Annotated in this window: 12 protein-coding genes; 6 read left to right on the forward strand and 6 right to left on the reverse strand. The window is 72.1% G+C overall.

The genetic code is table 11. From position 1 onward, the window contains the following. The first annotated feature begins 7 nt into the window (after window positions 1–7). Together QIS96_RS17540 and QIS96_RS17545 are read left to right on the forward strand one after the other, a co-directional pair. Window positions 8–1468: an aspartate/glutamate racemase family protein gene (locus QIS96_RS17540; RefSeq protein ID WP_282543556.1), complete on the forward strand. Its 1461-nt coding sequence runs from the start codon at window positions 8–10 to the stop codon at window positions 1466–1468. A 40-nt stretch (window positions 1469–1508) separates the two neighbouring features. Further along, a complete protein-coding gene (locus QIS96_RS17545) occupies window positions 1509–2900 on the forward strand; it encodes a dihydroorotase (protein WP_282543557.1) in 1392 nt (463 codons plus the stop codon). A gap of 113 nt (window positions 2901–3013) precedes the next feature. On the opposite strand, the gene QIS96_RS17550 is transcribed toward QIS96_RS17545, so the two are convergent. Together QIS96_RS17550 and QIS96_RS37715 are read right to left on the reverse strand one after the other, a co-directional pair. Further along, the gene (locus QIS96_RS17550) at window positions 3014–4339 is read right to left on the reverse strand and encodes a serine/threonine protein kinase (RefSeq protein ID WP_349017392.1); all 1326 of its coding nucleotides are present in this window, start codon (window positions 4337–4339) and stop codon (window positions 3014–3016) included. 11 nt (window positions 4340–4350) lie between these two features. Next, a complete protein-coding gene (locus QIS96_RS37715; protein ID WP_408907204.1) occupies window positions 4351–4767 on the reverse strand; it encodes a protein kinase domain-containing protein in 417 nt (138 codons plus the stop codon). Between the two features lie 243 nt (window positions 4768–5010). Between QIS96_RS37715 and QIS96_RS17555 the strand changes: the two genes are divergently transcribed. Both QIS96_RS17555 and QIS96_RS17560 read left to right on the forward strand, forming a co-directional pair. Further along, window positions 5011–5868 (forward strand): hypothetical protein, encoded by an 858-nt coding sequence (locus QIS96_RS17555; RefSeq protein ID WP_282543559.1) that lies wholly within the window; start codon window positions 5011–5013, stop codon window positions 5866–5868. A 26-nt stretch (window positions 5869–5894) separates the two neighbouring features. Next, window positions 5895–7112 (forward strand): HEAT repeat domain-containing protein, encoded by a 1218-nt coding sequence (locus tag QIS96_RS17560; RefSeq protein ID WP_282543560.1) that lies wholly within the window; start codon window positions 5895–5897, stop codon window positions 7110–7112. Between the two features lie 63 nt (window positions 7113–7175). Here QIS96_RS17560 and QIS96_RS17565 read toward each other — a convergent pair whose 3' ends face one another. Next, window positions 7176–7613, reverse strand: coding sequence for a hypothetical protein (locus tag QIS96_RS17565; RefSeq protein ID WP_282543561.1), 438 nt, complete (start codon window positions 7611–7613; stop codon window positions 7176–7178). Between the two features lie 54 nt (window positions 7614–7667). After that, window positions 7668–7856, reverse strand: coding sequence for a DUF6381 family protein (locus QIS96_RS17570; RefSeq protein WP_282543562.1), 189 nt, complete (start codon window positions 7854–7856; stop codon window positions 7668–7670). Window positions 7857–8577: 721 nt separating this feature from the next. Between QIS96_RS17570 and QIS96_RS17575 the strand changes: the two genes are divergently transcribed. Together QIS96_RS17575 and QIS96_RS17580 are read left to right on the forward strand one after the other, a co-directional pair. Beyond that, window positions 8578–8793 (forward strand): AbgT family transporter, encoded by a 216-nt coding sequence (locus QIS96_RS17575; protein WP_282543563.1) that lies wholly within the window; start codon window positions 8578–8580, stop codon window positions 8791–8793. 66 nt (window positions 8794–8859) lie between these two features. Then, the gene (locus QIS96_RS17580; RefSeq protein WP_282543564.1) at window positions 8860–9954 is read left to right on the forward strand and encodes an ArsR/SmtB family transcription factor; all 1095 of its coding nucleotides are present in this window, start codon (window positions 8860–8862) and stop codon (window positions 9952–9954) included. A gap of 35 nt (window positions 9955–9989) precedes the next feature. On the opposite strand, the gene QIS96_RS17585 is transcribed toward QIS96_RS17580, so the two are convergent. Beyond that, a complete protein-coding gene (locus tag QIS96_RS17585; RefSeq protein ID WP_282543565.1) occupies window positions 9990–11651 on the reverse strand; it encodes an HAL/PAL/TAL family ammonia-lyase in 1662 nt (553 codons plus the stop codon). A 147-nt stretch (window positions 11652–11798) separates the two neighbouring features. After that, a complete protein-coding gene (locus QIS96_RS17590) occupies window positions 11799–12752 on the reverse strand; it encodes a PDR/VanB family oxidoreductase (RefSeq protein WP_282543566.1) in 954 nt (317 codons plus the stop codon). Between the last annotated feature and the right edge of the window lie 123 nt (window positions 12753–12875).

Here is a 12875-nt window from a genome sequence, read left to right on the forward strand (position 1 = left end):
GACGAACATGACCACCGACCGAGCGACGAGCAGCGAGTCCACGCTGCGCGACCAGGTCCGCGACGAGATCCGCGACCGTATCTCCGACGGCCGCTACCCGGCGGGCGCACGCCTCGTCGAGCAGCGCCTCGCCGACGAGTACGGCACCTCGCGGATCCCCGTCCGCGAAGCGCTCCGCATGCTGGAGTCGGAGGGGCTCGTCGTGACCGTCCCCCGCAGGGGCGTCGTCGTCGCCAGCCTCAGCCGCGACGACCTGGAGCACCTCTACAACCTGCGGGAGGCGCTGGACGCGATGGCCTTCCGGCTCGCCGCGGCACGCGCCACCCCCGGCGAGGTGCGCGCCCTGCACCGCCTGCTCGAACAGATGCGGGCGGCGGTGGAGGGCGGCGACCACCGCGAGATCGTCGCCGTGAACACAGAGTTCCACAACCGGGTCGTCGAGATGGCGGGCAACCCCCACCTCGGCACCGCACTGCAGCCCGTCGACGGCCGGCTCCGCGTCATGTACGGCATCAACCACGACTACGAGCGCCAGTTCGCCGAGCACGAGGCGCTCGTCGAGGCGATCGCGGACGGCGACGCCGACCGGGCGGCCGCCCTCGCCACCGCCCACGTCGAGGCGAGCCGGCACCGCACCCTCGACGGCTACACCGAGGACCGGCCCGTGCCCGCGCCCTCGCCGGGCCCGGCGAAGGCGCCGTCCGGCGCGCGCCGACGGCTGTTGGTCATCAACCCCAACATCAGCGAGTCGGTCTCCGACCTGATCGAGGCCGAGGCGCGGCGCGCGGCGAGCCCCGGCACCGAGATCGTGATGCGGACCGCCGACAGCGGCGTGGCCTACATCGAGACCCGGCTGGAATCGATGCTCGCCGGGCCCGCCGTGGCCGAGTTGATCGCCCAGGCGGGCAGCACCGCCGACGCCGTCGTCGTCGCGGCGTTCGGCGACCCCGGCATGCCCGCCCTCAAGGAACTCGTGGACGTACCCGTCGTCGGCATCACCGAGGCCGCGCTGGCCACCGCATCGCTGCTCGGCGCGCGCATGTCGATCGTCGCGATCTCCGAGCGCATCGCCCCCTGGTACCGGGACTGCGTGGAGCGCAACGGCCTGCTCGGGCGGCTCGCGTCGATCCGCTCGCTGCGGGACCCGCTGAACGGCATCGGCACCGTCCAGGACGACTTCGGCCCCGACCTGGTGCGCCTCGCCAACCAGGTCGTGGCGGAGGACGGCGCCGACGTCGTCATCCTCGCCGGCGCACCCCTCGCCGGACTCGCCCGCGAGGTCGCCGACCAGATCCCGGTGCCGGTCGTCGACGGGGTCTCCGCGGGCATCGCCCAGGCCGAGGCGCTGGTGCGGCTCGCGCCGGGCCCGGCCCGCGCCGGGTCGTACGCGGGCCCGCCCGCCAAACCGCACCGCGGCCTGTCCCCGGAACTCGCCGCGGCACTCGACGCAGCCCAGAACCGCGCCTGAGCACAAGCCACTCGACCCCGCCCTGCCCCTGGAGAACCGCATGACCCTGGACCTGGACCTGCTCATCACGAACGCGGAGATCGTCAACGCCGACGGCCGCGTGCACGGCCACATCGGCATCACCGACGGCCGGATCACCACCCTGCTCGCCCAGGACGTCGACCAACTCCCTTCGGCGGCAAGGACGATCGACGCCGGCGGGAAGCTGGTGATACCCGGCGGCGTGGACGCGCACTGCCACGTCGAGCAGATCACCGGCGACTACAAGTCCCTCGACACGTTCCGCACCGCCACCACCGCGGCCCTGCACGGCGGGACGACCACCATCATCGACTTCGGCATCCCCGCCGACCGCGGCGAGACCCCGATCGCGGCGCTGCGCAACAAGCTCGACCTGATCGAGGGCGCCCGCTGCGACGTCGCCCTGCACGGCTCCGTCCTCGCCTGGGACGCCACGGTCCCGGCGCAGCTCGACGAGATGGCCGAGATCGGCGTGCGGTCGGTGAAGCTCTACACCACCAACCGCGGCACCACGATGGCCGACGAGGACACGATCCTGCGCGTGATGAAGGAGATGGTGCGCCTCGACGGACTCACCTACCTGCACTGCGAGCACGACGCGATCGTCGTCGACCAGACCGAGACCTGCGCCAACGAGGGCCTCCTCGCCATCGGCCACCTGCCCCGGTCCCGGCCGGAGCTCTCCGAGGACGCGTCGGTACGCGAGATGATCGCCGTCGCGGAGCACACCGGCGCGCCGGTGTACCTCGTGCACCAGACCACCCCGGCCGCCGTCCGGGCCGCCGCGGAGGCCCGCGCCCGCGGCCTGCGCGTCTTCTCGGAGACCTGCCCCCACTACCTGCTGCTCGACGAGTCCGTGTACGACTCCGACTCGCCCGAGCAGTTCGCCTGCTGCCCGCCGATGCGCCCGGAAGCGACCGTACGGGGACTGGGCGCCGAGGTCGCGCTCGGCAACGTCCACACGATCGCCTCCGACCACTCCTGCTACGACCTCGCCCAGAAGCGCGAGCGCTGCCACGACATGCGCCGCATGCCGCACGGCCTGCCCGGCGTGGAGACCCGGATGCCGGCCGCGTACACGGCGGTCGTCACCCGCGGCGGCCTCGGCGTGGAGCGCTTCGTCGAACTCTTCGCCACCGCACCGGCCCGCATCAACGGCCTGCGCACCAAGGGCGTGATCGCCGTGGGCTACGACGCCGACCTCGTCCTCTTCGACCCGACGGAGACCCGCCGCGTGGACGGCGCCGCCCTGCACCAGGGCTCGGACTTCTCACCCTTCGGCGGCCTCGACCTCACCGGCTGGCCGAGCACCGTGGTCAGCGGCGGCCGGGTCGTCCTGGACGAGGGCCGCTTCACCGACCCGGGCCCCGTCGGCCGGTTCCGTGAGCGGTCGGGCTTCAGCGAGAGCTGACCCGCGCCGGACCCGCCCCCCGACCCGTAGGCGTTACCGGGCAGCTTTCCCGGGTCGTGGGGGCCGGCGCCACCCTGACGATGCGAGCCCGCGCAGAGCCGGCGGTGGGACGCCTACTTGGGCTTCCACAGGGAGGCCGTCGTCACGTACGTCCGCAGGTTGTTGTTCCGGGGCTGCTTGTCGACCCGGTCGATCCAGAGCAGCGCGACGTTCTTCTGCTCCGTCTCGACGCACAAGCCCATGCCGGCCTTGAGGACCGAGTCGTTCTGGATCTGCCGCGTCGTGATGGGGTTGTCGAGGTCGGCTTCGCGGGCCGCGTTCCGGCACTCGGCCGCCGACACGTCACGCCGGTCCACGCTGCCCATGACGCCCTTGCCGTCGAGCAGTTTGATGCCGCTGTCGCCCACGGTGCCGTCGTCACCGCAGTACAGGTACTCCATGCTCTTGTCGTCGCCCTCGTAGCTGTAGTGGTTGCTGCCGGTGACGACGGACAGCTTGTCCAGGTCCACGAAGGTCGACGGAGCACCCGAACAGTCAGAGAACGGGTCGGGGTTGCCGGACGGGGCCCGGAGGATGAGCCGCTCGTCCTTCTTCGCGAGCTGCCAACTCCCGTCGCCCCGCGATCCGTTGCTCGCAGAGCCGGAGCCGGAGCCGGAGCCGGAGCCAGAGCCCGAGCCCGAGCCGGAACCGGCGCTCGACGGTGACTCCTCCTCGGACAGCAGGTTGACGAGATAGGCGCCACCCGCGCCGAACACCAGGGCGGCCAGCGCGGCGCCCACGATCACCAGACCCGGGCTCCGGCCCTCCCGCCGCGCAGGAGCCGTCGACTGTCCTGCGGAGAGAGCCGAGGACGGCGCCGCGGTGGGCGGCACCGAGGGCTCGGTCGGCACGTACCCCGCCGCGGGTGCCGCGGCCGGAGGGGCGGGGGAGGGGGCGGGGGAGCTCTGCTGGACAGGGGCTTGACCCACGGGCGCCGGCGGCACGGTGTTCTCGACGCGCGTCACCTCCGCGGCGACGCCGTCCGGCAGCCACCAGCCCTGCCCGCGCTCGAAGTCGGCGCCGTCGCCACCGCGCCGGCACAGCTCGATGACCTCCGCGGGCGAGGGCCGCTGCGCCGGGTCCTTGGCCAGGCAGGCCGTGATCAGTTCCCGCAACTGCGGTGGGCAGTCGGCCAGTTCGGGTTCGAGGGAGACGATCCGGTACAGGATGGCGTGCCCCTGGCCCTCGCCGAACGGGTGCCCGCCGGTCGCGGCGAAGTGCGCGACCATCCCCAGCGCGAACACGTCGATCTCCGGCCCGGCCGGACTCCCCGTGATCTGCTCCGGCGACATGTACGCGGGCGTGCCGAGCCGTACGTCCGTACCCGTGAGCGCGGTCGCGTCGGTGGCGCGGGCGATGCCGAAGTCGATGACGCGCGGCCCGTCGGAGGCGAGCAGCACATTCGTCGGCTTCAGGTCGCGGTGTACGACGCCCTCGGCGTGATCGACTGGAGCGCCTCGGCGATGCCCGCGACGAGGGAGAGCACGGTCCCGGTCGGCAGCGCGCCGTGCGTACGCACCGCGTCCGCCAGGGACGGGCCCGGCACATAGGCACTGGCCAGCCACGGCTGCTCACCCTGCGCGTCACTGTCGAGCACCGGCGTCGTGTACGCGCCCTGCACCCGCCGTGCCGCCTCCACCTCACGGCCGAACCGGCGCCGGAACTCCGCGTCCTCGGCGTACTCACGCCGCACGACCTTGAGCGCGACCGGCTGGCCACCGCGCGTGTAGGAGAGGTACACCACGCCCATCCCGCCCGCGCCGAGACGTCCCCTCAACACATAGCCGGAGACCTCACGCGGATCATCGGCTGTGAGCGGCTGCACCATGCTGTCTCCCCCGTCTTCGACCGGTCCCGGCCGGACATCGCTCCCGATCAACTCGGCCCGCACGACCGTCTGTTCGCGGTCGCACGGGCACCTACACGCCCCCTCGCGAGCCGGCGGCCCACTGTGCGCAGACGTACACGATAACCACCGGGCACACAGGGGCCGGCGGGGTCGGGTACCGGGCGAGCCTGGTATGACGGGACACAACGGGACGGGGCACAACGGGACGGCACAGGACGGGACTTGCTGATGGGCTGTCTGCTGCTGATCGTCGGTTCGCCGGGCGTGGGTGAACTGGCTCGGCTGCTTGCCGGTGTCTGGGGTGTGACGCCCGACGACATCGACCTCGCGGATGCGGCGGACGAGGGCGCCGAGCGGAACTGGACAGCGACGGTGCTGTGCGAGTACCGACAGGTCGTGGGTGACGTGCGGCTGCTCCTGCAGGTGTACGTGCAGGAGTGGATGGCGTCGCCGCCGGACGAGGCGGAGGCGGCGGGCCGTCTCGCGCGTCTCGCCGGTCGCACGGTGCTGTATCCGGTCGGTGAGTACGACTACGCGGCGGCGACGCCGGCGGGTGACGTGATCCGGGTACGGGTGGTGGAGCCGGACGACGAGCACGAGCCGTGGCGGGTGACGATGGCGGAGGCGCCGGTTCCGGGGCTGGGCGGGGCCGTCGTGGAGCCGCTGCCGGAGAAGCTGCGCGCCGTACCGCTGGCGACACCGGCGACGGACGCTTTCCGGGCGTGCGCCGACCCTGACGGCACGCTCCCGGGCGACGCCCCGGAGAACCGGGCCCGTGCAGCCCTGCTCCACTGGGAACGGCTCGTGCGCCGCATGGCCGAGGGGTGGCCTCCGGACGGGACGTACCGCCGGGACCTCTACGCGGACGACCTCGAGGCCCGCGACGACCTGTCCGAGCTCGGCCTCCCCGCCCCGGTCCGTCTCGACCTCGATGCCCGACTGGCCGTCCTGGACGCGGAGTTCACCGGCCTGACGGTTCCGGGGGCCCCGGTGAGCGGGGCGACGGACCACGCCGCCTGGTGGTGGCAGCGCCGACCACGAGAGACGCCCCGAGTGGAGGGCGGAGGCACTCTGCGATGAGGAGCGGGGGAGGGGAGCAGGGAGTCGTGGCTGCAGGGCGATTCCTGGCGGCGGTGCGGAGCGGGGACGCCGAGGCGGTACGAGGGCTGCTGGCGGCGGGAGTTGATCCCGACGCCGTCGACGGGACCGGTACGCCCGTGCTGTGTCTCGCAGTGGACGCCTTCGCGTTGGCGGTCGTCGAGGAACTGGCGAACGGGGCCCGGCTGGATCGCCGCGGCCCGGACGGCCGCACGCCTCTGCTGCGCGCCGTCGACCGGGGCGCGTACGACATCGTGACGGTGCTCATCGGCCGTGGGGCGCGGCTGTGGCACGAGGACGCGGAGGGGCGCGATGCGTTGGCGCTGGCCCGGTACTGGCACGAGACCGACGCCGTGGCCGAGCTGCGCCGCCGGAGCGGGGCATCGGGACCGGTCAGGCGCAGGGTCGTCCGGAGCGAGTCGGATACGACCTGCGAGGAACTGTCGATCGGTGAACTGACGGTCCGAACCGCGCACACCGCGATCCTCACGATGCTGGAACCCAAGTACGGGATCGCTCCGTCCTTCGACGCGTTGATGTCCCGTGCACTGTCCGAACCGGACGTCGACCACGAGGTGTGGTGGGCGACGACGTCCGCGCTCCAGCAGCGTCACGACCGGCCCGTCCGGGAGGCGGCCGCCGCTCTGCGGCACCATCCGGACTCGCTGGCGCGGTACTTCGGCGCCTCGCTGCTCCACCAGATCGTCCTCTTCGACGAGAGCGAGGACGAGTCCTTCGACGAGCCGATCGTCGACCGGCTCCTGCCCTGGGCGGAGCAGGAGGAGAACGTACGGGTGATGCGCGCCCTGACCGCCGGGCTCACCGCTGCCTTCGACCCCCGGGCCGAGCAGCACCTGCCCGTGCTCACCCGGCACCCCGACCCGGAGGTCCGGCAACGGGCGGTCTCCGGCCTGCACGGACAGGTCGCGAAGGGCCACCCCGAGGCGGTGGCCGCGGTCACGGCATGCACCCGGGACACGTACGCCATGGTGCGCGAGACCGCCTGCACAGCGCTCGGCCACGCCCCCGCGGACTCGCCCGGTCCCGCGGACGCCCTCGCCGCATGCCTCACCGACGAGGACGAGGGCGTACGGATCACGGCAGCGGTCCGGCTGGCCCTGCGCGACGACCCGCGCGGCGACGAGGTGCTGCGCGCCTACGACGCCGTGGACGAGGGTTCGCCGTACTACTGGGATCTCCTGGACGTATGGCGTCACAGACGCTGACCGCCGCCGACCGAACGGGACTGCCGGCCCCGACAGCGCGCGGGCGCGCCGGGAGGGCAGGCTTCAGCGGACGGCGGGACCCGCCGCTCGCTCAACGGCCTCCAGCAACCGCGGGATCCGCTGGGGGACGGGCACCAGGTACTCGTACACGAGGGAGATCGGTGAGATCGTGCGCGGTTCGGCGTCCGGGCCTGGGCCGACGACATCGATGACCAGTTCCCCGCCCGAAGGCAGAGCGTCGTCCGGTCGTATCCGGCAGGTACCGCCGTACGTCTCCAGCAGCACCACGGTGACGAACGCGGTCAGGTCGGTGTGCAGGCCGACCCAGTCCTCCGTCTCGAACTCGGCGAGCGGCAGCCTCAGCACGTAGTCGTCCAGGACGCCGACCGCGCTGCGCGGGTCGGCGTCGAACGCGACCGCTGCTTCCTCGCCGCCGAGGTGCTCCACGAGACCCCGGATCGACGGCCGACAGTCACGCGTGAACTCATCTATGTCGATCACCGCTCGAGTCTGGCATGCCGCTCCTACCCAGGGCGGTCCTCGGCGCGAAGGGGCCTACTCCTCGGGGTAGATGTCGCCGGCCTGCATGGCGCTCTCCTGTTCGGAACGGGACTGCAGCTTGCGGGACTTCTCCTGGAGACGCTGCCGTTCTTGTGGGTCGGAGGTGCGCTCCGCGGCCTGTTCGAGTTCGCGGGCCTTCTCACGCATCTGCTGCAGGCGTTCCCGTGTCTCGTCGGATCCCATAATCGGTCCTTGCTCTGTGAAGGGTCACTGAGTCCAGCGAAACAAGGTTCGCTGGTCTCGGCACCTCGACGCATGCGCGCAGTGCGGCTCCCGGGTCTCGCCAGGCACGCTCGAAGACGGCCAGCACGTCGTCCGTGCCCAGGCGGAAACGTCCGTCCGACGGCCACCGGGCCGGGCTGCCCGCGACGAGCCACGCGGTGGCGGCGGGCGTACGAAGCTCGACAGCGACCGGAAGCCGGAGTCCGGCGTCACCTTCGGACCAGAGAACGCCCGCACCCACGAGCGGAACTCCGACGAGCCCGGACCAACAAGGATGGTCCGTCACCACCACGGCCGGTGTCCCTCCGGGCTGTCCGATCATGGTCAACCGGCTGGACACCGGCTCTCGGAACAGCTCCAGGCCGTAGTGGTCGAAACTGTCACCCCACACTGCTGAGTACCGAGTGCCGTCCTCGGTGAGCAGACCGACGCCCATCGTGGGCTGGTGCCACGTCCCGAAGTCCCACTCCTCGACCTCTGTGCCGTCGTCCCCGCAGCTCAGCGGGTAGTAGGTCACTTCAGCAAGGCGTTTGCCACGCAGACTGTCGACCGTTCGCTCGTATGCGTCCTCGGTGAGCTCGGGTGATCGCATCTCGCCATTGTGGTGGCTCTTCACAGGCGGAGTCGGTGGGGACGCTTGTCGAGGAGGGGCGAACCGGCCCTCACCGTCAGCCTCTTGCTGATGCTGCTCGGCACCAACCCGGCCACCACCATGGCGATCTACCGCATCGCCGACTCCTGCACGAACTCGATCACCCCGATGAGTACCTCGTTCATCCTCTGCGTCGGCTACCTCCAGACCCTGCGCCGCAAGGCCGGCATCGGCACCCTGATCTCCTTCACCCTGCCCGTCGCGCTGATCATGCTGGCGGTCTGGGTGCTGCTGTTCTTCGCCTGATACCTGCTTGGCATCCCGCTCGGTCCGGGCGCACCGGTGCGCTGAGCGCCCCCGTACGCTGACCGCGTGAGCATCGTCCTCGACCTCGGCGGGCTCGGCCCCACCGACCTGGTGGCCGGGCCCTCCGCGCTGTCGGAACTGATGGCGAGCCTGCACGTGCTCGCCGAACCCGAGCACCACCCGGAGGCCGCCGCCTGGACAGCCCGAGCCGCCGAGGCGGGCGGCCCCGCACTGCACGACGAACTGTCCGTGTTCGCCCCGCTGTGGGCCCGCTTCCGCTGCCGCCTCTTCTTCCCCCGTACGCTGCCGCTCGCGGCGAACCTGGACGAGGAACTCGCGGCGGTCGAGGCGCTGCCGACCGACGCGTTCCTCGACCTGGTGGCCCCCGGCGTCCTCGGCACCACCGCACAGTCCGTCCCCCCGGCCCGCGAACTCCGCCCCGGCGCCACCGCATCGGACGACTACGTACGCCGCTGCCTGCGCCGCTCCTACGCCCGCGGCGAACTGGCGCGGCAACTGATCGCGGCGCCGAGGGACTTGAGGGGCCGGCTGCTCGCGGTCCTGCGCGCCGCCGACGCCGCCTTCTTCGCCGAGGACTGGCGCACCCTGCGGCCGACCCTGGAGAACCACTCCCGTACGGTCCGTCGCCGCCTCGCGACCCGCTCACCCGCGGACGTTCTCACCGAACTCCTCCCGACGGCGTCCCGCGTCGGCCCCGGTGAACGGGTACGCCTCGACAAGCTGCAGATCGACGAAGTGAAGGTGGCCCCACGCCCCCTCGTCCTGGTCCCCTCCGCCCGGGTCCGGCCGCACCTGACGGTCAAGAGCGAGCACGGGTCCTGCGTGGTCGTCCAATACGCGTCCCGCGACACCGCGCTGGGCGACCAACTCACCCTGAAGGACCTGCACCGACGGCTGATGGCCCTGACCTCGCCCGCCCGTATGGAACTCTGCCGCCACCTCCTCGGCGAACCCATCACCACATCGGAACTCGCCGCCCGCCTCGGCTCCACCGAACCCCAGGTCTCCCGGGCCCTCCGCACGCTGCGCCACGCGGGCCTGGTGACCTCCACCCGAGACGGCAAACTCGTACGCCACCGGCTCGCCACGGACGTACTCCAGCGGCTGGGCCAGGACGTCCTGGCGACGATGGCGCGCTGAACGAGCGAGGGGCTGCGAGTCACCTGGCCGCCAGGTCACGCCGGCTGCGGCGGATGCACGGCTCGCACCGCCCCGACGACCGTGCCGCGGTGCACGAGGTCGATGGCCGCGCGGACCCTGGGGTACATGACGACGTCCTGGGTGAGGTGGTCGACGGCCCGGCCGTCCGCGGAGCGGGTCGTACGCAGCATGTCGAGGACCGCCCGGCTCGCGGAGGACAGCACCGAGGGGTCGGCGTCCTGCTCGGCGAGACGCAGCTCCAGGGCCTGCGCGGCCATCAGCAGCTCGATGCCGACGACGGCCTCGATGTTGGCGACGACCTGCCGGGCGTGCCGGCCGGCGTTGTTCGCCATCGAGACGTGGTCCTCCTGGTTCGCGCAGGTCGGGATCGAGTCGACGCTGTCGGGGTGGGCCAGCGTCTTGCAGTCCGACACCAGGGCCGCGGCCAGGTACTGCGGCAGCATGTACCCGCAGTCCATGCCGACCTTCTCGCTCGCGACGAGCATGTCCGGCAGACCCCGGTTGAGCGAGCCGTCGTCGAGGCGGAACAGCCGGCGCTCCGCGATGCTGCCGATCTCGGTGACGGCGATGGAGAGGAAGTCCGCGGCGAACGCGAGGTACTCGGCGTGGAAGTTGCCGCCGGAGACCGCCTTCAGGGAGCGGCCGGCCGGCAGGTCCGGGAAGACCAGGGGGTTGTCGGTGGCCGCGTTGATCTCGGTCTCGACGATGCCGTGCACAAAGCGCAGGGTGTCGCGGACCGGTCCGAGCACCTGCGGTGTGCAGCGCAGCGAGTACGCGTCCTGGGGCGGCCTGCGGGTCGGGTCGCGGTCCACGTCGCCGTCGATCAGCCCGCTGTCGCCGAGCAACTGCCGGATGCGGGCGGCGGATTCGATCTGCCCCCGATGGCCGCGGGCCTCGTGGATCTGCGGGAGGAACGCGTCCCCGAAGCCCATCAGCGCCTCGATGGACATCGCGGCGGTGATCTCGGCGGTGGCGAGCAGGTTCTCCGCGTCGGCGACGGCGAGGGCGACCTGCGCGGTGGAGAACGACGTGCCGTTGGTGAGGGCGAGGCCCTCCTTGGCGCGCAGGGTGATCCGCTCGATCCCGGCGTGCTTCATGGCGGCGACGCCGCTCATGAGTTCGCCGTCCCAGAACGCCTCGCCGCTGTCGATCTCGGCGTCCTCGCCCGCCGGGCGGGACAGCACGATCGCCAGGTGGGCCAGCGGGATGAGGTCGCCGCTGGCGCCGAGCGAGCCGTACTCCGGGACCGCCGGGTGCACGCCGGCGGCGAGCATGCGCGCGAGAGTCCCCGGCAACTCGGGCCGTACGGCCGAGTATCCGCGCGTCAGGCTCGCCGCCCGGATCAGCATGGCGGCGCGTACGACCTCCTGGTCCAGGTAGCGGCCCACGCCGCTGGCGTTGGAGACGATCAGCCTGCGGGACAGCTCGGCGGCGTCCTCGGCGGTGCCGAACGCCTGTCGGCCGGCCAGCGAGCCGAAGCCGGTGTTGACGCTGTAGATGGGCTCCACGGGTTTACCGGCCCGCATGTCCTCGATGATCGAGCCAACCCACTGCTCGCTCGCGCGCATGGCCTCGACGGCCGCCTCGCCCACGACGACACTCCGCTCGGCCCGCGCGACGGCGACGAGGTCGTCGAGCGAGACGGGCGCCTCGCCCAGGGACACTGGCTCGGTCATGGGTTCCTCCTGACACTGGTTCCGTGCTTCTGCGGCGTTTCTGCGGTGCTTCTGTTGCGCTTCTTCTGCGCTTCTTCCGTGCTTCGTCCGTGCTTCGTCACACGGGCAACTTCTCGAAGGCGTGGGTGAGTCGGCGGTCGGCGGCTGTCATACGTCCAGGACCAGGCGATCGCCCCGGCACCGTGAGACGCAGATCATCATGGTGTCGCCCGCGGCGCGTTCCTCGTCGCCGAGCACCCGGTCGCGGTGGTCCGGCTCGCCCGCGAGCACCCCCGTCTCGCAGGTCCCGCACACGCCCTCCCGGCAGGAGCTGAGCGACCGTACGCCCGCCTCGGACAGCGCGTCGAGGATCGACTGGCGGGCGCCGACCGCGATGTCGCGGCCGTCGCGGGTCTCCACGGTGAACGGCCGGTCGTCCAGGGCCCCTTGGGCATCGGGGGCGGCGGTGAAGTGCTCGACCACGAGCCGGCTGCCGGGACGGGACTCGGCGTAGCCCTCGACGGCGGCGAGCAGTCCGGCCGGACCGCAGGCGTACACGCGGGCGTGCGCCGCTCCGAGCCGGTCGAGCTCGGCCGTGACGTCGATGACGCCGGACTCGTCGTCGCGGTGGAACCTCACCTTGTCCCCGTACCGCGCCAGCTCCTCGGTGAACGCCATGGAGGCGGCCGTACGCCCCAGATACAGGAGCGTCCACGGCCTGCCCGCGGCTTCGAGGGCCGCTGCCATCGGCAGCAGGGGCGTGATCCCGATGCCCCCGGCGACCAGGACGTGTCGGTCCGCGTCGAGGTCCAGCGGGAAGGTGTTGCGGGGGGTGCTCACCAGGAGCCTGGCGCCCACCCGGACGCGGTCGTGCAGGTGGGCCGAGCCGCCCCGCCCGTCGGGTTCGCGCAGGACCGCGATCCGCCAGCGGGCCTCGTCCGGGGCCGACGACAGGGAGTACTGCCGGATCAGATCACGCGAGAGCACCACGTCGATGTGGGCCCCCGGCGTCCACCCGGGCAGGGCTCGTCCGTCGCGCGCCGCCAGGACGAGGGAGACGACACCCGCCGCCTCCGTCGTCACCTCCTCGACCGTGACGGTCACGAACTGCTGCGCCGACATGGGCTCCTCCGTCTCCGATGTCTCCGACGTCTCCGGCTTCGCCGACTTCTGCAACTTCTGCGATGTCTACGACTTCTACGAACTCGGCGTTCACGGGGCGCGTTTCCGGTCCCCGGATCACCC

Origin of the sequence: Streptomyces cavernicola (assembly GCF_029968035.1) — a bacterium.
GTDB classification, from domain to species: Bacteria; Actinomycetota; Actinomycetes; order Streptomycetales; family Streptomycetaceae; genus Streptomyces; species Streptomyces cavernicola.